The sequence below is a fragment of the Cellulomonas fimi genome (assembly GCF_028583725.1).
Lineage (GTDB): Bacteria > Actinomycetota > Actinomycetes > Actinomycetales > Cellulomonadaceae > Cellulomonas > Cellulomonas fimi_B.
Window position 1 is genome coordinate 2,370,858 of the sequence record NZ_CP110680.1, and the last position, 21,251, is coordinate 2,392,108.

Below are 21,251 nucleotides of genomic sequence, written 5' to 3' on the forward strand. Positions count from 1 at the left end.
CTCCCCCGGACGTCGTTGTCGAGGTGGTGGGTGGTGCGTCGTGTGCCGGTCGGCCACGTCGACCTCCCTCGTGCGGATCGTATACGGCGGCGGATAGAGTGCCGAGCGGACGGTCCGTCGCGGGTGCCGGCCGGGCAGCGTCGCCCGGGTCCCGGTCCGCGGGGTGCGGGTCGCCCGTCGCACCACGCCGCAGGTCCGACGCTCGACGAGGAGGTCAGCGATGCCCTCGGTCTCCGCGCACGCCGCGGTCACCCTGGCCGCGCACGTCGACCACGTGTTCGGCGTGATGGGCAACGGCAACGCGCACTTCCTGGACGCGCTCGCGCGGCAGACGTCCGCGTCGTTCACGCCCGTGCGGCACGAGTCGGGGGCGGTGGTCGCGGCGGACGCGCACCACCGGTCGTCGGGGCGCCTCGCTGCGGCGACGACGACGTACGGCGCGGGGTTCACGAACACGCTGACGGCGCTGGCGGAGGCGGTGCAGGCGCACGTACCGCTCGTGCTGGTGGTGGGCGACGAGCCGACGTCGGGGCCGCGGCCGTGGGACGTGGACCAGATCGCGATGGCGTCGGCGGTGGGGGCGCGCACGTACACGGTCGGCCGGGCGGACGCGGCGGCGACGACGCTCATCGCGGTCGAGCACGCGCTGACGTACCGCGTCCCGACGGTGCTGGCGATCCCCTACGACGTCGCGACGCTCGACGCCGGTCCGGTGCCGGACGCGCCGCCGCCGCGTCTGCCGGGTCCGCTCGCGCCGCGCGGGCCGTTCGCGGAGGCGGGCGTGCGGGAGACGGCGCACGCGCTCGCGACGGCGCGCCGGCCGCTGCTGCTCGCGGGTCGGGGTGCGTGGCTCGCGGGGGCCGGGGAGACGCTCGGGAAGATCGCCGACGTGACGGGGGCGCTCACGGTGACGACCGCGCTCGGCCAGGGCGTGTTCCCCCGGCCCGAGTTCGACCTGGGCGTGGCGGGCGGCTTCGGCGCGCGTGGCGCGATGGAGCTCGTGCGCCGCGCGGACGTGGTGTGGGTCGTGGGGGCGTCGCTCAACCAGTTCACGATGCGGTTCGGTGAGCTGTTCGCGCCCGGCACGCGCGTGCTCCAGGTCGACGTCGCTCCGGCCGCGACGCACCCGCACGTCGGCGGGTACGTGCGCGGGGACGCCGCGACGGTCGCGGGCGCCGTGCTGGACGAGCTGCACGCGCACCCCGACCTGTCGCCGAGCGGGTGGCGCGAGTCGGTCGACGTGGCTGCCGCGCGCCGGCACGAGCCCGGCACGGGCACCGCGCCCGACGGGCGGCTCGACCCGCGCTCCGCGGCCGCGCGCATCGCCGAGCTGTTGCCGGCGGACCGGGTCGTCGTCTCCGACGGGGGCCACTTCATCGCGTGGGCGAACATGTACTGGCCGGTCGCGTCGCCCGACCGGATGATCATGGTCGGCACCGCGTTCCAGTCGATCGGCCTGGGCTTCCCCAGCGTGGTCGGCGCGGCGCTCGCCCGGCCGGGGGCGACGGTCGTGCTGACGACGGGTGACGGCGGCGGGCTCATGGCGCTGGCCGACCTCGAGTCGGCCGTGCGCGTCGCCGGGGGGCGCGGGATGGCCGTCGTCTGGAACGACGCCGCGTACGGCGCCGAGGTGCACGTGTACGGGCGCAAGGGCCTCGTGCGCGAGCCCATGCTCATCCCCGCGGTCGACTTCGCGGGCCTCGCGACCGCGGTGGGTGCGCACGGTGTCACGGTGCGGACGGTCGACGACCTGGACGCGCTCGCCGCGTGGGCGGCGCGGCCCGCCGCCGAGCGCCCGTTCCTGCTGCTCGACCTGATCGTGTCGCCGGGCGTCGTGGCGCCGTACCAGGAGGAGATCGTGCGGGCGAACAGCTGAGCAGCACCGGTCCGCGAGCGCCGACGCCCGTGGACCGCCGACGGTGTGCGGGACGACGAGGACGCGAGGGAGCGGATGGTCGAGCAGGTCGGGGTCGACGCGGCGGACCCGAGGTTCGCGGCGCTGCCGTGCCGTCCGGGGAAGGTCGTCGCGGTGCACCTGAGCTACGCGTCGCGTGCGGATCAGCGGGGTCGCCGGCCGGCGCAGCCGTCGTACTTCCTCAAGCCGTCGAGCTCGGTCGCGGCGTCGGGCGGGACGGTCGAGCGTCCGGCGGGGACGGAGCTGCTGGCGTTCGAGGGCGAGGTCGCGCTCGTGATCGGGACGGACGCGCGGCGGGTGCGTGTCGAGGACGCGTGGCGGCACGTCGGCTGGGTGACGGCGGCGAACGACCTGGGTCTGTACGACCTGCGCGCCGCGGACCGGGGATCGAACCTGCGCTCGAAGGGTGGCGACGGGTTCACGCCGCTGGGGCCGCGGCTGCTCGACGCGCGCGCGCTCGACCCGGCGGCGCTGCGGGTGCGGACGTGGGTCGACGGCGAGCTCCGGCAGGACGACACGACCGCGGGGCTGCTGTTCCCGCTCGCGCGGCTCGTCGCGGACCTGTCCCAGCACCTCACGCTCGAGCGCGGTGACGTGGTCCTCACGGGTACCCCGGCGGGCTCGTCGGTGCTGCGACCGGGCGAGGTGGTGGAGGTCGAGGTCGACGCGCCCGACGCGCCGGGTGCCCCGACGACGGGCCGTTTGGTGACGACGGTCGTGGAGGGCACGCACCCGTTCGACGCGGCGCTCGGGTCGACGCCGGCGGTCGACGACCACCAGCGCGCCGAGGCGTGGGGCTCGCGCGAGGCCGCCGGCCTCGACGACGCCGAGCCCGGGGCGACCGGCCTGACGCCCGAGCTGCGCGAGAAGCTGCTGCGCGTCCCCGTCGCCGCGCTCAGCGGCCAGCTGCGCCGGCGGGGCCTGGACGGGGTGTCGATCGACGGCGTCCGGCCGCTGCACCCCGCGACGAGGCTCGTGGGCACGGCGCGCACGCTGCGGCTCGTGCCCGGCCGCGAGGACCTGTTCGCGCGGCACGGCGGCGGTCAGAACGCGCAGAAGCGCGCGTTCGACGCGCTCGGCCCGGGCGAGGTGCTCGTCATCGAGGCGCGTGGTCGGGCCGATGCGGGGACGTTCGGCGACGTCCTGGCGCTGCGGGCGCACGCGCGCGGTGCCGCGGGGATCGTCACCGACGGCGCCGTGCGGGACCACGACGCGGTCGCCGCGGTCGGGATCCCCGTGTACGCGGCGGGCGCGCACCCCGCGGTGCTCGGGCGTCTGCACGTGCCGTGGGACACCGACGTCGCGGTCGCGTGCGGCGGGACGACGGTCGAGCCGGGCGACGTGCTCGTCGGGGACGCGGACGGCGTCGTCGTGATCCCGCCCGCGCTCGTCGCGGAGGTCGTCGACGCCGCGCTCGCGCAGGAGGAGGAGGACGCCTGGGTCGCCGAGCAGGTGGCCGCCGGGCACCCGGTCGACGGGTTGTTCCCGATGGACGCCGCGTGGAGAGCGAGGTTCGACGCGTGGCGCCGCACCCGGTGAGCCTGTCCCCCGTCGAGCCCGCCGGGTCGGGGGTCCCGTCTGCGCCGGACCCGGCCGGTCAGGCGGTCGCCGCGGGCAAGTCCGAGCAGGCGTACCTGTGGCTGCGGGAGCGCATCGCCGGCGAGGACTTCACGCCCGGCTACCGGCTGGTCCTCGCGACGATCGCGGGCGAGCTGGACATGAGCGTCGTGCCCGTGCGCGAGGCGATCCGCCGGCTCGAGGCGGAGGGCCTCGTCACGTTCGAGCGGCACGTGGGCGCGCGCGTGTCGATGATCGACGACTCGCAGTACCGGCAGAGCATGGAGACGCTCGCCGTGCTGGAGGGCACCGCGACGGCGCTCGCCGCACCGCACCTCACACCCGAGCACCTCGCGCAGGCGCGGCGTGTCAACCGGCGGCTCGTCGAGCAGCTCGACGACTTCGACCCCCGCCGGTTCACCGCGCTCAACCACCGGTTCCACGCCGTCCTGTTCGCCGCGTGCCCCAACGCGCGCCTGCTCGCGCTCGTCGACGCCGAGTGGGCCCGCCTCGGCCACCTGCGGCACTCCACGTTCGCGTTCGTGCCGGACCGTGCGCGCGAGTCGGTCCGGGAGCACGACGCGCTGCTCGACCTGATCGCGTCCGGTGCCCCGCCGGCCGACGTCGAGCGCGCCGCGCGCGGCCACCGGTCCGCGACCCTCGCCGCCTACCTGGACCGCGAGCACCCCGACCCCGCACCGGCCGCGACCGGCGCGACGCCCCCGGAGAGGTGAGCGATGGCCCCCACGGACGACCGCACCGGCCCGCCGGCCGCACCCCACGTCCCCGCGGACCTGCCCGCGCAGGTCCGGCACCACATCGGCGGCGACGACGTCGACTCGGTCGACGGCGCGACGTTCGACGTCCTCGATCCCGTCTCCAACCGCACCTACCTGCGCGCCGCGCGCGGCACCGCCGCCGACGTGGACCGCGCGGTCGCCGCCGCGCGCCACGCCTTCGAGCACGGGCCCTGGCCGCGCATGGTGCCGCGCGAGCGCTCGCGCGTCCTGCACCGCGTCGCGGACGTGGTCGAGTCGCGCGACGCACGTCTCGCCGAGCTGGAGAGCTTCGACTCGGGCCTGCCGATCACGCAGGCGCTCGGGCAGGCACGGCGGGCGGCGGAGAACTTCCGGTTCTTCGCGGACCTCGTGGTCGCGCAGGCCGACGACGCGTTCAAGGTGCCGGGCCGGCAGCTGAACTACGTCAACCGCAAGCCCATCGGGGTGGCGGGCCTCATCACCCCGTGGAACACGCCGTTCATGCTCGAGTCGTGGAAGCTCGGCCCGGCGCTCGCGACGGGCAACACGGTCGTGCTCAAGCCCGCCGAGCTCACGCCGCTGTCCGCGTCGCTGTGGGCCGGGATCTTCACCGAGGCGGGCGTGCCGCCCGGCGTGTTCAACCTCGTGCACGGGATCGGCGAGGAGGCCGGCGACGCGCTCGTGCGGCACCCCGACGTGCCGCTCATCTCGTTCACCGGCGAGAGCCGGACGGGCGAGCTGATCTTCGCGAACGCGGCCCCGCACCTCAAGGGCCTGTCGATGGAGCTCGGCGGGAAGTCGCCCGCGGTGGTCTTCGCGGACACGGACCTGGAGGCGGCCGTCGACGCGACGATCTTCGGGGTGTTCTCCCTCAACGGCGAGCGGTGCACCGCGGGCAGCCGGATCCTCGTCGAGCGGTCCGTGTACGACGAGTTCGTCGAGCGGTTCGCGGCGCAGGCGTCCCGCGTCGTCGTGGGGCCGCCGCACGACCCGGCGACCGAGGTCGGGGCGCTCGTGCACCCCGACCACTTCGCCAAGGTCATGCGGTACGTCGAGATCGGGAAGGGCGAGGGCCGGCTGGTCGCCGGCGGCGGGCGGCCCGAGGGCTTCCCGACGGGCAACTACGTCGCGCCCACCGTGTTCGCGGACGTCCCGCCCGACGCGCGGATCTTCCAGGAGGAGATCTTCGGGCCGGTCGTCGCGATCACCCCGTTCGACACCGACGCCGAGGCGCTCGCGCTGGCGAACGGCGTCCGGTACGGGCTCGCGGCCTACGTGTGGACGAACGACCTGCGGCGCGCGCACACCTTCGCGCAGGCCGTCGACGCGGGCATGGTCTGGCTCAACAGCAACAACGTGCGGGACCTGCGCACCCCGTTCGGCGGCGTCAAGGCGTCCGGGCTCGGCCACGAGGGCGGGTACCGGTCGATCGACTTCTACACGCACCAGCAGGCCGTGCACGTGACGCTCGGCCCGGTGCACAACCCCACGTTCGGCAAGGTCGCGACGCACCGGCCGAGCGACCTCGACGACCCCGACCCGCGCTGACGACGCCGAGAGGTGGAGCACGTGAACGCCAGCCCCCAGCCGCCGGCCGGTCACCCGGCCCGCTTCATCCCGACGCCGACCGTGCCCCCGCCGGACGTGCTGCGCTGCGCCTACCTCGAGCTCGTCGTCACCGACCTCGCGGCGTCGCGGCACTTCTACGTCGACGTCCTCGGGCTCGTCGTGACGGCGGAGGACGCCGGGACCGTGCACCTGCGCGCGTTCGACGAGTTCATCCACCACAACCTCGTCCTGCGGCAGGGCCCCGTCGCGGCGGCCGCCGCGTTCTCCTACCGGGTGCGCGCACCGCAGGACCTCGACCGCGCGGCCGCGTTCTACGCCGAGCTCGGCTGCCGCGTCGAGCGCCGCACCGACGGCTTCACGGCGGGCGTGGGCGACTCCGTGCGCGTGCAGGACCCGCTGGGCTTCCCGTACGAGTTCTTCCACGACGTCGCGCACGTCGACCGGCTGTCGTGGCGGTACGACCTGCAGCCGCCCGGCCCGCTCGTCCGGCTGGACCACTTCAACCAGGTCACGCCCGACGTGCCGCGCGCGGTGCGGTACATGGAGGACCTCGGCTTCCGCGTGACCGAGGACATCCAGGACGCCGAGGGGACGACGTACGCGGCGTGGATGCGCCGCAAGTCGACCGTGCACGACACCGCGATGACCGGCGGTGACGGGCCGCGCCTGCACCACGTCGCGTTCGCGACGCACGAGAAGCACGACGTCCTCGCGATCTGCGACCGGCTCGGCGCGCTGCGCCTGTCCGACCGGATCGAGCGCGGCCCGGGCCGGCACGGGGTGTCGAACGCGTTCTACCTGTACCTGCGCGACCCCGACGGGCACCGCGTCGAGATCTACACGCAGGACTACTACACGGGCGACCCCGACAACCCGGTCGTCACGTGGGACGTGCACGACAACCAGCGCCGCGACTGGTGGGGCAACCCCGTCGTCCCGTCCTGGTACACCGAGGCGTCGCTCGTGCTCGACCTCGACGGCGAGCCGCAGCCCGTCGTCGTGCGCACCGACTCCAGCGAGATGGCGGTGACGATCGGCGCCGACGGGTTCTCCTACACGCGGCCGGGCGACTCCACCGACGACCTGCCCGAGTGGAAGCAGGGCGAGTACAAGCTGGGGCACCAGCTGTGAGCGCGGACCAGCCCCGCGGCCCGGGCGACGGGACGCTGCCGTGCTGACGCGCGAGACGGTCGCCGCGATCGCCGACGAGCTCGCGGACGCCGAGCGCGACCGCACGACCGTCCCCCTGCTGACGGCCCGCCACCCCGGCATGACGGTCGACGACGCGTACGCGGTGCAGGGCGAGTGGCGGCGCCGCGCGCTCGCCGCGGGTCGCCGGCACGTCGGCCGCAAGATCGGCCTGACGTCGAAGGTCATGCAGGCGGCGACCGGCATCGACGAGCCCGACTACGGCGCGATCCTCGCCGACATGGTCCACGAGGACGGTGCCGTCCTCGAGCACGGCCGGTTCTCGAACGTGCGCGTCGAGGTCGAGCTCGCGTTCCTGCTCGCCGAGCCGGTCGACGGCCCCGACGCGACGGTCTTCGACGTGCTGCGCGCGACCGAGTACGTCGTGCCCGCGCTCGAGATCCTGTCGTCGCGCATCGCGCTCGAGGGCCGCACCATCGTCGACACGATCAGCGACAACGCGGCGATGGGCGCGATGGTGCACGGCGGCACGCCCGTGCGGCCCGACGACGTCGACCTGCGCTGGGTCGCGGCGCTGCTGCACCGCAACGGCACGATCGAGGAGTCCGGCGTCGCCGGCGCCGTGCTCGGGCACCCCGCGCGCGGCGTCGCGTGGCTCGCCAACAAGCTCGCGCAGCACGGCGAGCGTCTCGACGCCGGCGAGCTCGTCCTCGCCGGGTCCTTCACGCGCCCGATGTGGGTGCACCGGGGCGACACCGTCCTGGCCGACTTCCACGACCTGGGGACGATCTCGTGCCGCTTCGACTGAGCCCCACGTTCCGTGACGCCCTCGCGACCGAGCGCGCCCGCGGCGAGGCCGCCCGGCCGCTCGTCGGCATGTGGGTGTGCTCCGGCAGCCCGCTCGTCGCCGAGATCTGCGCGGGCGCGGGGCACGACTGGCTGCTCGTCGACATGGAGCACTCCCCCAACGGGCTCGAGTCGGTGCTCGCGCAGCTGCAGGCCGTCGCCGCCTACCCCGTCACGCCCGTCGTGCGTGTGCCCGTCGGCGACGTCGTGACGATCAAGCAGGTCCTCGACCTCGGCGCGCAGAACCTCCTCGTGCCCATGGTGTCCTCCGCGGACGAGGCGCGGGCCGTCGTCGAGGCCGTGCGCTACCCGCCGCGCGGGCGGCGCGGCGTCGGCGGGGGTCTCGCGCGCTCGACCCGGTGGAGCCGCGTCGACGACTACGCGCAGGACGCCGACCGGCACGTGTCCGTCGTCGTGCAGGTCGAGACCGTCGAGGGCGTCGACGCCGCCGGCGAGATCGCGGCCGTCGACGGCGTCGACGGCGTTTTCGTCGGGCCGTCCGACCTCGCCGCGTCGATGGGCCTGCTCGGTCGCCAGGACCACCCCGACGTCGTCGACGCCGTGCACCGCACCTTCGCGGCCGTCCGGGCGGCCGGCGTCCCCGTCGGCGTCAACGCGTTCGACCTCACGCTCGCGCGCGCCTACGCCGACGCCGGGGCGTCGTTCGTCGCGGTCGGCGCCGACGTCCAGCTCCTCGCGCGCGGGTCCGAGCAGCTCGCCGCGGTCCTCGCACCCCCACCCGGGGACGCTCCGGCCCCGTGACCGACCGGCAGGTGGGACCGCACCGCCGCACCCCTCGACTCCCGCCCCCGGGTGCCGCACCATCGACGTAGCGCCGGACCGGCGGCGGCCCACCAAGCCGAGGTGGAGGTCCCTCGATGACGTACCCGACTCCCCAGCTGGTCGCCTCCGGCGTCCCCTACGCCGTCCGCACCGTCAACGACCGGTCCCCGTCGAGCATCGGCGACTTCGACGGGCTCGTCGCCGTCGCCGTCGAAGGAGTCACGGGAGCGCACGTCATCCACGGCGTCAGCACCCACGCGGGCGGGGCCGTGCGCCTCTACGAGAAGGGCGAGGACGGCGTCGGCAAGGACATCCGCACCTGGGACATCCACGCCGGCACGCCCGAGGGCTTCACCGCGACCCCGCGGTAGGCGCACGGACGACGCTGGAAGGGTGTCGCTTCTCGGTGGAGCTCACCTGGCTCGCCGACCGGCGCGCCGGCGCCGCGCATCCCGCCGCGTGCTGCGGGTCAGCGCCGCAGGAACGTGAGCTCGGCGATCGAGACCGTCCCGCCGTCCCCCGTCACGGGCGCCGCGACGTCGACCACCGTCAGGCGGGCCGTCGTGACGCCGTCGACCTCGAGCGGGACCTCGTGCACCGGCTCCGTCCCGTCCAGCGTCAGCCGCTCGCAGTCACCGTTCGACAGCTGCAGGTCGACGACCCGCGGGACGTGCTGCGTGGACCACGCGGACGAGTCCCGGGTCAGACCCGCGTAGACGCGGACGGCGTCGAGCCGCACGGGCCCGTCGAACTCGACCACGAGCGCGGGCGCGGGCGACGCCCCGCACTCGTCGGGCAGCGCTGCCGCCGGGTCGGCCTGCCACGGCGCCGACCACGCGCGAGTCTCCTGCCCGTCGACGGCCCACGGTGCGGTGTCCTGCGCCGGCGGTGCGGGCACCGGGTCGGTCACCGCGGACGTGACCGGGACGGCGACGAGCGGTCCGAGCACGAGCTTGCCGCCCTCGCGCCAGAGCCACGCGCCCGGTGCCTGCGTGAGGGCGCCGAGCACCACCGCCACGAGCGCGACGCCCAGCACGCGCGTCGCGGTCGTGCGGCCGGACACGGGGCGGTCGAAGCGCACCCGACGACGCCCGCCGACGGTGCGCGCGGCCCGCCGGAACGCGGCGCGCGAGGTGGGACGCGGTGGTGCGGCGGGCGGTCGCCCGACGGGTGTCGTGCGCTCGACGGCGCCCAGCCGGGCACCGCAGTCGCAGAACCGACGCCCCGCCACGGGAAGACGCCCGCAGACGACGCACCCGCCCTCGACGGCCGTGACCGCCGCGGTGCGACGGGCGGGCGTCGCGTGCACCGGGGACCGTGCGCGGGCCGGGAGCACGGGCTCGACACGGGCGTCGGTCGCCGGCGACGCGGCATCGCGGCGCGAGGGGGGTCGGGGGGTGAGCCTGGCCGGGCCGAGGTCGCGCACCGACGTCGGGATGCGGTGCACGGGTGCGGCGACGGGCCGCCCGCGCGCAGGCTGGTCCGTCGCCGGGAGCACCGGTCGCACGATCGGGACGCCGGCCGGTGCGGACGCCGCCGCGGCGGGACCCGACGTCCGCGCGCTGCTCCCCGGCGGGACCGGGGCATCCCCGCCCGCCCCCGTCACCGGCGTGCGGTCGACGCGGTCTCCCGGCGTCACGGGCCGCCCCTGGGGATGGTCGGCGAGGTTCGAGGCTCGCCCCGCCGGCGGGTTCGGCCGCAAGGGGACCGCACCACCGGTGCCGGCGCTGCCGGTCGCCCGGTGGACGGGGGTGGGCTCCTCGGTCGCCGACCACTCGAGGTAGTCCCCGCAGGTGCCGCAGAACCGCTCTCCCACCTGGTACTCCGCACCGCACGCGGGGCACCGGGCGGTGCTCACGGGACCCGCCCCTCGGAGAGCGCGAGGGCACGGTCCCCGTCGTCGGGGTCGGTGCCCGGGGCCTGACCGGAGGCGCGGTCGGGAACCGTCGGCGTGACCGCGCGCAGGAGCGCCGAGCGGACGTCGACGGGCAGCCCGCCCTCGTCGACCGCCGCGAGCGTCAGGATGCGCGGCCCCGGGCCGTCCGTGACGCGTCCGACGACATCTCCGGCAGCGACCTGCTCCCCGTCGAGCCCGGGGTCGGGTGCCAGCGCTCGGTACGACCACGTGGTGCCGTCGGCGGCACGCAGCTCGCAGCGGGCGAGCGCCTCGTCGGTGCGCAGGACGCCCGCGACGACGGCGTGCACGCGCGTGCCGGGTCGCGCGGCGAGGTGGGCGTCCGGCGGGCTGGCCGGCCCGTCGACGGGCACGACGTGGTGCATCGGCGCGACGACCGTCCCTGCTGCCTCGGGGCCGCGCCCCGGCGTGCGACTCTCCCCCATGAGCGCCTCCCTCACCAGTGCACCGCGAGCGGCAGGCCCGCGTCAATTGCCCCCTTCGTCCCGACCTCACCGGCGCAGGTAGCATCACGGTGTGGCCTGGCTCACACGGCCGCACGCGGGGGGATCGCAGCATGACGGCGACGCACGGCCCGGCATCGGGTGCCGCACGGGCCTTCCTCGACGCTGCCGTCGCGCAGACCGGCGACACGTACGTGTTCGCGACCAACACCGCGCCGGACGACCCCGACCCGGAGGTCTTCGACTGCTCCGAGCTCGTGCGCTGGGCGGCCCGCCGGGCCGGTGTCACCGTCCCCGACGGGTCGTGGCTGCAGTACCTCTCGCTGTCCGAGCAGGGTGGGGAGATCAGCGTGGAGGAGGCGCTGCAGACGCCCGGCGCGCTGCTCTTCTCGTTCTCGTCCAAGCCGACCCCGACGAGCGGTCGACCCGACCAGGCACACGTCGCCATCAGTCTCGGGAACGGGCAGACGATCGAGGCGCGCGGACCCCGGTGGGGTGTCGGCTCGTGGGACGCGGCCGGCCGGTTCCAGTACGCCGCGGTGATCCCGGGACTCGGGCTCGCGGTGCCCGACGGCGCGTCGCCGGACGCGGGCCTGTCGCCGGAGGCGGGGACGGACCCGCCGTCGGGCGAGCCGGTCGACCCCGAGGGTGACGGTCTCACGACCGAGCTCGAGATGATGCTCCGCACCGACCCCGCCGACGCCGACACGGACGGCGACGGGCTGTCGGACGGGTTCGAGATGACCCGGAGCGGGACCGACCCGTTGTCGGGCGACATGGACGACGACGACGTCCCCGACGCCGTGGAGCTGCTCCTCGGCACGGACCCGCGGGCGCCGGCCGGAGCCGGTGGGGCCGGGTCCCTGAGCGCGGAGCTGGACGCGCTGATGCAGGCACCGGGAGCGACGGGGGACAGTGACGGCGACGGCTTCGTCGACTGGCAGGAGCAGAGCGCCGGTACCGACCCCGTCGACGCCACGAGCTCCCCTCTCGCGCAGGCGCCGGGCCCGGACCTGGACGAGTCGCGGTCCGCGGGGTCGGCGAGCACCGTCGTCGGCACGGACGTGGACGTCGACCTCGACGCCGACCCGGCGACGTGAGCGACGCCGAGGTCACCGCCGCGGCGGCCGCCGAGCTCCTGGGCGAGGCGGCCCGCGAGCTGTCCCGGTGGGGACTGACCGACCTCGCCGACGACCTGCGCCGTGCGGCCCGTCGCCGTGGCGACGACCCCGCCGTGGTGCTCGTGGTCGGGCCGCCGCGCAGCGGGAAGAGCTCGCTGGTCGACGCGCTGCTGGGGGTCCGTCTGCTCGCGGGCGACCCGGTGGTGCCCACGGCCGTGCCGGTCGTCGTCGGCTGGGGGGCACGCCCGTCCGCACGGTTCGTCCCGGCGGACGGCACCTCGCAGGTCGGCCCCCGGCCCGTCCTGCCGCGGGTGCCGCCGGACGCGGTCGCGACCGCGGCCGGGGCGCCGCCGGCCGGCGTGGCGTCCGTCGAGGTCGAGCTCCCGCGAGCGCTGCTCGCCGCGGGCCTCGTCCTCGTCGACACGCCCGGCAGCGGCGGTGGGATCGCCGGGCCGAGAGCCGCGGCGGTGCTGCGTGCCGCGGCCGACGCGGACGCGGTCGTGTACGCCGTCGACCCGGCCCGCGAGCTCGGCGAGCAGGACGTCGGACTGCTGCGGGCCGTCGTCGACCTCTGCCCGGAGGTCGTCGTCGTCCTGACGAAGACCGACGCCTACCGCGAGTGGCGGCGCATCCAGGCGCTCGACTCGTTGCACCTGGGCGAGGCGGGTCTGCCGGTCCAGGTGCTGGCGACGTCCGCACCGCTGCGCGTGCACGGCCTCGCCACGGCGGACGACGACGCGCTCCGTGCGTCCGGCTTCCCGCAGCTCGCCGACCACCTGCGACGACGCGTCCTCGGGACCAGGGCCGCCGCGCGGGACCGGCAGGCCGCACGCCTCGTCCAGCACGCGCTGCGCCACCTGCTCGCCGAGGCGCGCACGCGCCGCGAGGCACTCGCGGGCCCCGGGGACCCCACGCTCGTCGCACGGTGGCGCGCCGCACGCGAGGAGGCGGAACGCCTGCGGACGCGGTCGGCGCGGTGGCAGCAGACCCTCGCCGACCAGGTCGCCGAGCTGGCCGCGCAGGCGGACGCCGACCTCACCGCGAGACTCGTCGACGTCCGGCACGAGTCGGCCCGGCGCCTCGAGTCGGGCGACCCGACGGCGGGGTGGCGCGAGTTCGAGCCGTGGCTGTACGAACGGACGAACGACGAGCTGCTGGGGCATGCGACGCACGTGCGGGCGCTCGCCGACCGGGTGGTCGCCGACGTCGCGGCGCTCTTCGACGCGCAGGTCGTGGAGCTCTCGCGCACCCTCGACCTCGCTGTCAGCGCCCAGCCGGTGTCGTCCGCGCTGCTGCGTGCGCCGGCGGCGCGGCGTGGCGAGCGCGCCGACCTGGGACTGCACGCCGTGCGCGGCGTCTCGCTCGGGGCGTCGCTCGGGGTGGCGCTGGCGCACGGGGCGACGCTCCTCGCGGGCGCGGCGATCTCCGGACCCCTGCTCCCCGTGACCGCCGGCGTCGCGGCGGTCCTCGTCGGCGGGCGCATGCTGCGCTCCGCCCGCGAGGCGCAGCGCAGGGCGCGTCGCACCGAGGCGCAGCGCGCTGTCACGGCCTACCTCGACGAGGTCGAGGTGGCGGCGCGGCGGGCGACGCGCGACACCGTCCGCCGCGTGCAGCAGGAGGTGCGGGACCACTTCACGGACGTCGCGGGCGAGATGGTCCGCTCCGCGGACCGGTCGCTCCGTGCCGTCGAGCGGGCGGTCCGCGGCGCGCGCACCGAACGGGCCGGCGAGCTGCGACGTCTCGACGACGACCTGCGGCGGCTGCGCCCGCTCGTGGCGGCCGCCGACGGGCTGCTCGCCGCGACCGCCGGAGCCACGGTGGCGGGGACGTGACCTCCTCCCCCGTCACGCTGACCGACCGGGTCCGGGCGCTGGTCCTCGACGCGGCGGCGGCGTGCGCCGGGACGAGCACCTCGGCGAGGCTGCTCGCGCAGGCCGCGCGGCTCGACGAGCCGTTGCGGGTGGCGCTGGTCGGCGCGACGAAGGCCGGCAAGTCGACCCTCGTCAACGCCCTCGTCGGCGAGCGTGTCGCGGCCACGGACGCGGCGGAGTGCACCCGGGTCGTCACGACGTACGAGCACGGTCGTGCCGCGCAGGCGTGGGCGCACCCGCTCGTCGGGTCCGCGTTCCAGGTCCCCTTCCGGCACGAGGAGGGCCGGACGACGCTCGACCTGGGCGGCGCCGACGCGACCGGGCTGCGCAGCATCGCGGTGACCGTGCCGAGCGCCGCGCTGCAGGTGGTGACGCTGGTCGACACCCCGGGTGTCGGGTCGCTGTCCGCCGGCACGTCGCAGCGCACGCTCGACTACGTCGCCGGGACGGACACCGACCGTCCCGATGCGGTCGTCGTCCTGCTGCGGCACCTCGACGACGCCGACGTCGGCTTCCTCGACCCGTTCCACGACGCGGCGGCGACGCCCGCGAGCGCCGTGAACGCCGTGGGGGTGCTGTCGCGTGCCGACGAGCTGGCGCCGGGTCGTACGGACTCGTCGTCGGTCGCGGAGGCCGTCGCCGCGCGGCACCGGGACCACCCCGCGCTGCGGGCGCGTGTGTCGGGAGTCCTGCCGGTGTCCGGGCTGCTCGCCGAGACGGGTGCCACCGTCCGTGAGGACGAGTTCGCCGCGGTGGCCCGGCTGGCTGCGCTCGACGTGGACGACGCGGACCGGCTGCTGCGGTCCGTCGACGACCTGCTCGTGCCGCGACCGGTGGGCGACCCGGACGTCGACCCGGTCGCGGTCCGGTCCGCGCTGCTCGACCGGTTCGGCCTCGGAGGGCTGCGGCTGTGCGTGGTGCTCGTCGGTTCCGGCGTGTGCCCGGACGCGGCCGCCCTGGCGGCCGAGCTGGTGCGGCGCAGCGGGATCGACGCGCTGCGGTCCGTCGTCGTGGACCAGTTCGCCGGCCGCGCGGAGGTGCTGCGGGCGGCCACGGCGCTCGACCTCGTCGCGGGAGCGCTCGACGGGCTCGCTCCGGGCGACGTCGAACGGGTGCGGCTGCGCGCCGAGCAGATCACGGTGTCCGCGCACGAGTTCGCCGAGCTGCGCCTCCTGGAGGCGATCCGGACGGGGACGCTCGGTGCCGCCGACGACGGCACGCTCGCCTGTGCCGACACCGTCCTCGGCGGTCGCGGCACGGAGGTCCGCAGCCGGCTCGGGCTCGCGCCTGACGCAGGTGACGAGGAGGTCGACGCCGCGCTCTGGGAGCAGCTGCAGCGATGGCGCCGCGTCGCCGAGCACCCGTTCGTCCGGCCGGACGTGCGTCGGGCTGCGCAGGTCCTGCGGCGGACGTGCGAGGGGCTGGCCGCGGCGCGGCGGTGAGGCCCGCACGCGTCACGGTGCGACGCGCGGGCGGACCGCCCGCCGTCACGCGAAGACGTCGACGGCGACCCCGTTGGAGGGCAGGACCTGGCCGTCGTCCACGTGCACCGTGGCGAGGAGGGTGCCGCGGTAGTACGAGAGGACGTCGACGTCGAACTCCAGGACGGTGTCGCCGGTCCGGACGTCGTACCAGCAGACGAGCGACCACCCCCCGGTCTGGTTGGTGTGGACCGTGCAGTCCCCCGGCGCGACGATCCGGAAGGCGTCCGGGAACGGCACCACGATGCGGTACCCGAGCTGACCGGCCCCCGTGACGGAGACGGTGACGTGTGCCGTGCTGCTCAGCAGCGGCATCGCGGTCTCGGTCGAGCCGTTGATGGTGAGCGTCGACGTGACGACGGCCGGGGTGCCGCGGACCACCGTGATCGGCGCCTCGACCGAGGCCGCCGAGGCCCCCGCGTCCTGGCGGTAGTCGACGCTCACCGTCACGGCGCCGCTGCCGGCGCCCACTGCGACGAAGGTGATCGTCAGGTCGGCCCGGTCCGCCGCGGTGAACGGACAGGCGAACTCACCGCTGCCTCCACCGGGACCGCACGACGGCGGCATCTCGGCGATCCCGAGCGGGACGAGCGCAACCAGGTAGAGCACGAAGTCGCCCGACTCGGCCAGCGTGTCGGCGCTCACCGTCAGCGTCGTGCTCTCCCCCACCGCGACGTTCGGAGGGCTGAACTGTGCCGCCACGGTCGTCACGTCGCTGACCACGGCCCGGAACGTCGCGCGCACGGTGCGGTCGGACGCGACGACCGCGCACGTGGTCGTCCCGTCCGCGGTGGTGAGGCCGTCGCAGCCGTCCCAGCCGAGGAGCTCGACCGTGTCCGTCGAGCGCCAGGCGACCAGCAGGGTGCTGGCGCGCGCGACGGTGTACCGGCAGGGTGCGGCCGCGTCGCACGTCGGCGGACCGGAACGCGGCGCGACGTTCTCGACGTCGCCGACCGTGACGGTCCCCGGGCCCACGACGACGACGGTGACCGTCACGAGACCGCCCTCCACCGGGGGTGCCGACGGCGGCTCCTGCGGCAGAGCCGGAGGGTCCGTCCGCGGTGCTGCGCGCGGGCTCGCCGTCGTCGGGCCGCCCTGAGGAGCCGGGCCGGCGCGTGGTGTCGGCGTGGACTCGGCGGTCGGTGCGGGTGTCGGCGGCGGCGCGTTCGTGGGGGGCTCGACGGGTGGCCCGGGCGCCGGGAGCCGGCCGGGCTCGTCGGTGGCGCCGGGCTCGAAGAGCCCTTCGTCGGGCGCGGCGACGTCGTACTTGGCGATCTCGGTGGCGTCTCCGTCGAGGTCGATCACGCCGGCCCGCTCGCTCGACGGGTCGTTGTAGAACGCGAACCCGTCCCTCGCCGCGAGCTGGAACGGCATGTTCGGGTCGAGCACGTCGGCGCGTCCGACGACGGCCCGCGACGCCACGTCGACCACGACGACCTCACCCGTCGAGTAGTTGGGCACGAACGCACGACCGTGCACCTCGACGGGCGCGCCGAGGTCCTGCCCAGGTTCGGCGACGCCGGGCACGACGCCGTCGCACCCGTCGCTGCGGTCGGCGACGTCCGTGAGGTGCAGCACGCCGCGGGCGCCGGACGCCGTGAGGACGACGGTCCCGGAGGTGGAGCGGCCGACGCGCAGGGTGTCGTCGGCACGGTCCACGGCCAGGCAGGTGACGCGTGACGTGCCGCGGTCGCCGAGGAGCCGGACGCGGTCCCGGCTCGGGTCGGCGACGGCGGCGGTGCCGCCGACGAGGACGAGGGTGCCCGCCCCGGGCTCGGCGACGGCGGGCCACTCGTCGGTGCTGCCGTCGGCGAAGCGCACGAGGTCGCCGGTGGTGCTGTCGAGCAGCCACAGCGTGCCGTCGTCGTCGACGACCGACGCCCCGTCGGCGACGGACCCGACCAGGCTGGCGGGCCGGTCCCGGGGGCGCAGTGTGTCGGGGTCGGCCTCGACGACGACGCCGGAGCGCCCGTCGACCGCGAACACCGCCTGCCGACCCGCGGCGACGGTCAGGCCTTGCGCGGCGCCGTCGAGGGGGCTCGCCGTGAGCGTCTGCCACGAGACGGGGTCGACGCGGGTCACGGTGCCGGTCGTCCGGTTCACCGCGTAGCCGGTCTCGCCGGCCTGGACCGCGGTGAGGTCCTGGTCGGCGTCGGCGACCTTCACCTGCGCCGCGAGCGCGCCCGACGGGCCGCTGAGCAGCGCGAGCTGCCCGACCTTGGCCGACGCGACCCACACCGAGCCCCCGCCGACGTCCACGACGTCGGTCGGATACCCCTCGTCGCGCGCGACGACGCCGAGCGCGCCGAGCGCCAGCACCGCGGCGATGAGCCCGACGACGTGCCGCCGGAACCATCTCGCCGCACGCCGGCTCACGAGGGCCCACCCCGGTCCCGGTGCCAGTCGCGGTCGCCGTACCGCGGGACCCGGTGCGGGAGCAGGGGCCGCGGGTCGAGCCACGCCCGGGCGCGGTGCCACCAGGACCGGTCGGCGTCGAGCAGCTGCCGGAGCTCGGCCTCCAGGTCCCACGCCTGCTCGGCGGCGGCGTCCTCGGGCTCGTCCTGCGCGAACACGGCGGTCGACACGAGCGGTGCGAGGACCGCGACGGCGGTCCCTGCCGGTCCGCCGAAGCGGTCGGCTGCGTCGGCGGCGACCTCCTCGGTCGTGCGGACGGGTGACACGTCCAGGCCGCGTTCGCGGAACCGGTCCGTGGTCTCGTGCCACGCGGCGACGACGCGGTCGGCGGGCGCGCCCGACAGGCGGCGGCGCCGGCGGCGCCACCACTTCGCCACGACGACGCCCGCGAGGACGGCAGGGACGAGGGCGAGAAGCCCGAGCGCCCACGGCAGGACGCGTTCGACGAGACCGCCCAGCAGCCCGCGTGGGCCCTCGTCCCCGGGTTGGGCGTCGACCCGGGGGGCGGTCTCGTCCGCGGTCGTCTCCTCCTGGTCGCCCGTCTCCGGCTCCGGCTCCTCCGGGGCGGTGGCGCGCTCGCCCGTGACGTCGAAGTGGACCCAGCCGGCGTCGTCGGTCGCGACCTCGGGCCACGCGGCGGCCCGCAGGGTCGTGACCGTGTAGACGTCGCCGTCCCGCTCCGACTCGTCGAGCATGTACCCGGTGGCGACCCGGGCGGGGTACCCGAGCGAGCGGGCCATGACGACGAAGGCGGCGGCGGTCTGCTCGTCGGTGACGCGCCCGACGCCCGTGGCGACACGTTGCAGCGCCGCGTAGGAGTGGCCGGGCAGGGCGTTGAGGTCCGCGGGCAGCGTGCGCAGGTACGTGGCGAGCGCCTCCAGCTGGGCCCACGGCTCGGGGACGGCGGCGGTGAGCTCGGTCGCGAGGCCCGCCAGCGTGGGCGCGGGGGTCCCGTCGTCCGCGGGAGGCAGGTCGGGTGGTGCGGGGACGAGCAGGAGGGGGTCGCCCGGAGGGACGCGCGCGGGGCCCGTGGTCGCGAGCGCGGCGAGGGTCGACGGCGCCGGGACGGTCGCGTCGACCGTGTAGGTGTAGCCACGGAACGGCTCCGCGGTGGTCACCAGGAGCCCCGAGCCGGCGTCGACCGCGACGTCGTCCCCGTCGACCGCGAACGGGGCGCCCACATGGGGCAGGTAGGGCGGCTCGAGCCCGGTGATCGTGACGTCGAGATGGACGACGTCACCGACGACGTTCCGGGCGGGCAGGACGGGTCCGGTGCGGACGAAGCGCGCCGAGCTCGTCCACAGCGCCCCGTCGTAGCGGTCGAGCGCGGCGACCCGGAGCCGGTCGACCCCGGTCCCGCGGGGCCGCACCTCGACCGTGAACACGTCGTACGGCGAGTGGCGTCGACCGTCCTGCTGACGCCGGACGTCGGAGAGCGGGCTGATGCGCGCGTCGAGCTCGACCGGGCCGGTGTAGTGGTCCCGGGGGTCGAACCGCGCGGCCCCGTTCGCGACCGGCGCGAGCGCAGCACCGACGACCGCGACGGCACCGACGGCCGCGGTGACGGGCAGACCGAGGACGAGCCTGCCCGCGCGGCTGTGGGTCCAGACCCGTTCGGCGTGCGTGCCGGGTTGCGCGTCGGCGGCGCCCGCCACGGTGGCGCCCGGAGGCAGCGCGGGATCGCTGCGGTCGGCTCGCAGCAGGAGGACGGTGAGCGCCGCCGCCAGGTAGGCGAGCGTCACGGGCCAGCGGGGCGTGAGGACGTCCGCGGTGAGGAGCAGGCCGGTCAGCAGCGTGACGAGGGACGGCAGCAACGGCGCGAGCGCCGCGGGCCTGCGCACGAGCAGGGCCGTCGCGAACCCTCCGGCGTAGGCGAGCAGCACGGGGAGCGCCACGACCCGGCCGTCCGGCTCGACGGGCGGCACGACGGTGAGCATCCGCTTGAGGCCGCCGGCGATCGTGTCCGCGGCGCCGCTGAGGGCCGGCACCCCGGGAAGGCCGACCTGCGTCAGGCCGGGCACGAGCAGGTACACCGCGAGCGGGACGAAGAGGACGGTCGCGGCGAGCGTGGCGACGCCCGCGGACCACCGCAGCAGGCCGGTGCCGACGCCGACGGCCGTGCCGACCACGAGCGCGATCGCGACCGTGAGCACCCAGCCGTCGTCGCTGTAGAACGGGGCGAACGACCACAGCGCGACAGCCGTCGCCGCGACGCACAGCGCGAGGTCCGCGGCCGCCCACGCCCAGGAGGGCGAGCGCGTCCGGGCGGGGTCGGCGGCCGGTCCGCTCATCTGCGGACCTTGGCGTTCCATGCGCTCGCGAACTGCTCGCTGGTCCTCACGTTCAGGCAGAACACGCCGCGCACCGGTGCTGCGGGCCGACCGAGCCGCTCTCCGACCTGCACCATGCTCGCCATCGTGAAACGCGGCCGCACGACGCCGACGACGGCCCGGTGCCCGTCCTCGGGCTGTCCGGTGACGACGCCGAGCGACACGCCCTCGTGGTCGGGCCTCATCCCCGCGAGTGCGCGCAGGCCCGGGTCCTGCGCGGACGGCTGCACGGCCGCCAGCAGGTCGAGCAGGGCGGTCGGCGACCGCCCGTCGGCGACCGCCGTGTCGCCCCCGGTGGTGCGGAGCGTGAACGGGAAGCCGGCCTCGCACCCGGACACCGCGAGCGACGCCGCGACCCGGACGGCGTCCTCGAACGACTCCTCGTCGTACGCGGCGGCGCTGGTGTCCAGCACGACCATCAGCTGCGGCTCGTTCGGCACGACGTTGTCGCGCACCATGAGCTGGCCCACGCGTGCGGTCGAGCGCCAGTGCACCTGCCGCGGGTCGTCACCCGGCTCGTAGGGGCGCAGCGCGTGGAACGCGACGCCGCCTCGTGGCGCGCCCGCGGTCGTCGCGCCGTCCTGGTCGCGCGAGCGCCCCGTGGGGACAGGGGCGACGCGGTGGGTCCGCGGGTGCACCGTGAGGACCGAGCGGGTCGCGAAGTCGCGCGACGTGTGCATGAGCCGGAACGGGTCGGACACCCCCAGCGTCAGGGGGCCGACGCGGTAGACCCCGCGACGGTCGGTGGGCAGGGGGTAGGCCGACCGGTGGGTGGCCCCCGCGGGCAGGCTGGGGAGCGGCACGACCACGGTGCGGTCGCCGACGTGCTCGACGGCGAGCACCGGGAGGCTGCGACGGCTGCCGATGTTCGTGAGGGCGATCACGCTCCGTGCACCCTCGCCCTCGGCGACGCGGGTGGGCTCCAGCGTCCGCACCGCCTCGACGCTCGGGCGGACGAGGATGCACGCCGCGGCGACGGCGAGCGCGGCCGCGCAGGCGAGCCCGAGCGCGACCACCTCGGGGTAGTCGAGCAGTGCGCCGGCGACGAGGAGCAGCACCGCGACTACGCCGAGCACCCGCCCTGACGAGGTCAGCACG

General features: G+C 76.2%; 16 protein-coding genes. 11 read left to right on the forward strand and 5 right to left on the reverse strand.

All coding sequences use genetic code 11. The annotated features are described in order from the left end of the window. Positions 1-220 precede the first annotated feature (220 nt). From OOT42_RS10810 to OOT42_RS10845, 8 genes are all read left to right on the forward strand, one after another. Positions 221-1,876, forward strand: coding sequence for a thiamine pyrophosphate-binding protein (locus OOT42_RS10810; protein ID WP_273651224.1), 1,656 nt, complete (start codon positions 221-223; stop codon positions 1,874-1,876). Between the two features lie 75 nt (positions 1,877-1,951). Next, complete coding sequence (locus OOT42_RS10815; protein ID WP_273651225.1) at positions 1,952-3,454, forward strand: fumarylacetoacetate hydrolase family protein; 1,503 nt, start codon at positions 1,952-1,954, stop codon at positions 3,452-3,454. A 95-nt stretch (positions 3,455-3,549) separates the two neighbouring features. Then, entirely contained in the window at positions 3,550-4,206 is a 657-nt protein-coding gene (locus tag OOT42_RS10820; protein WP_423776010.1) for a GntR family transcriptional regulator, read from the forward strand. A gap of 3 nt (positions 4,207-4,209) precedes the next feature. Continuing rightward, on the forward strand, positions 4,210-5,778 hold the full coding sequence (locus OOT42_RS10825) for an aldehyde dehydrogenase (RefSeq protein WP_273651227.1): 1,569 nt from the start codon (positions 4,210-4,212) through the stop codon (positions 5,776-5,778). A 21-nt stretch (positions 5,779-5,799) separates the two neighbouring features. Next, entirely contained in the window at positions 5,800-6,930 is a 1,131-nt protein-coding gene (gene hpaD / locus OOT42_RS10830; RefSeq protein ID WP_273651228.1) for a 3,4-dihydroxyphenylacetate 2,3-dioxygenase, read from the forward strand. Positions 6,931-6,970: 40 nt separating this feature from the next. Then, positions 6,971-7,756, forward strand: coding sequence for a 2-oxo-hept-4-ene-1,7-dioate hydratase (gene hpaH, locus OOT42_RS10835; protein ID WP_273651229.1), 786 nt, complete (start codon positions 6,971-6,973; stop codon positions 7,754-7,756). Further along, positions 7,741-8,556: an HpcH/HpaI aldolase family protein gene (locus OOT42_RS10840; protein ID WP_273651230.1), complete on the forward strand. Its 816-nt coding sequence runs from the start codon at positions 7,741-7,743 to the stop codon at positions 8,554-8,556. The genes hpaH and OOT42_RS10840 overlap by 16 nt, the downstream gene beginning before the upstream one ends. Positions 8,557-8,672: 116 nt before the next feature. Continuing rightward, positions 8,673-8,948, forward strand: a complete 276-nt coding sequence (locus OOT42_RS10845; protein WP_273651231.1) for a hypothetical protein — start codon at positions 8,673-8,675, stop codon at positions 8,946-8,948. Between the two features lie 98 nt (positions 8,949-9,046). Here OOT42_RS10845 and OOT42_RS10850 read toward each other — a convergent pair whose 3' ends face one another. Beyond that, on the reverse strand, positions 9,047-10,075 hold the full coding sequence (locus OOT42_RS10850) for a hypothetical protein (RefSeq protein WP_273651232.1): 1,029 nt from the start codon (positions 10,073-10,075) through the stop codon (positions 9,047-9,049). A gap of 356 nt (positions 10,076-10,431) precedes the next feature. Continuing rightward, entirely contained in the window at positions 10,432-10,917 is a 486-nt protein-coding gene (locus OOT42_RS10855; protein WP_273651233.1) for a hypothetical protein, read from the reverse strand. A 131-nt stretch (positions 10,918-11,048) separates the two neighbouring features. On the opposite strand from OOT42_RS10855, the gene OOT42_RS10860 reads away from it, so the two are divergent. From OOT42_RS10860 to OOT42_RS10870, 3 genes are read left to right on the forward strand one after another with little or no spacing between them, the layout of a single operon-like run. Further along, complete coding sequence (locus OOT42_RS10860; protein WP_273651234.1) at positions 11,049-12,035, forward strand: NlpC/P60 family protein; 987 nt, start codon at positions 11,049-11,051, stop codon at positions 12,033-12,035. Continuing rightward, positions 12,032-13,888, forward strand: a complete 1,857-nt coding sequence (locus tag OOT42_RS10865) for a dynamin family protein (RefSeq protein WP_273651235.1) — start codon at positions 12,032-12,034, stop codon at positions 13,886-13,888. The genes OOT42_RS10860 and OOT42_RS10865 overlap by 4 nt, the downstream gene beginning before the upstream one ends. Next, on the forward strand, positions 13,885-15,369 hold the full coding sequence (locus tag OOT42_RS10870) for a dynamin family protein (protein ID WP_273651236.1): 1,485 nt from the start codon (positions 13,885-13,887) through the stop codon (positions 15,367-15,369). The genes OOT42_RS10865 and OOT42_RS10870 overlap by 4 nt, the downstream gene beginning before the upstream one ends. Positions 15,370-15,414: 45 nt before the next feature. Here OOT42_RS10870 and OOT42_RS10875 read toward each other — a convergent pair whose 3' ends face one another. Genes OOT42_RS10875 through OOT42_RS10885 form a run of 3 tightly spaced genes read right to left on the reverse strand, consistent with a single transcriptional unit; the run spans position 15,415 to position 21,250 of the window. Further along, positions 15,415-17,784, reverse strand: a complete 2,370-nt coding sequence (locus OOT42_RS10875) for a hypothetical protein (RefSeq protein WP_273651237.1) — start codon at positions 17,782-17,784, stop codon at positions 15,415-15,417. Beyond that, positions 17,781-20,114: a transglutaminaseTgpA domain-containing protein gene (locus OOT42_RS10880; protein ID WP_273651238.1), complete on the reverse strand. Its 2,334-nt coding sequence runs from the start codon at positions 20,112-20,114 to the stop codon at positions 17,781-17,783. Before OOT42_RS10880 ends, OOT42_RS10875 begins: the two co-directional genes overlap by 4 nt. Then, positions 20,111-21,250, reverse strand: coding sequence for a DUF58 domain-containing protein (locus OOT42_RS10885; RefSeq protein WP_273651239.1), 1,140 nt, complete (start codon positions 21,248-21,250; stop codon positions 20,111-20,113). Before OOT42_RS10885 ends, OOT42_RS10880 begins: the two co-directional genes overlap by 4 nt. Between the last annotated feature and the right edge of the window lies 1 nt (position 21,251).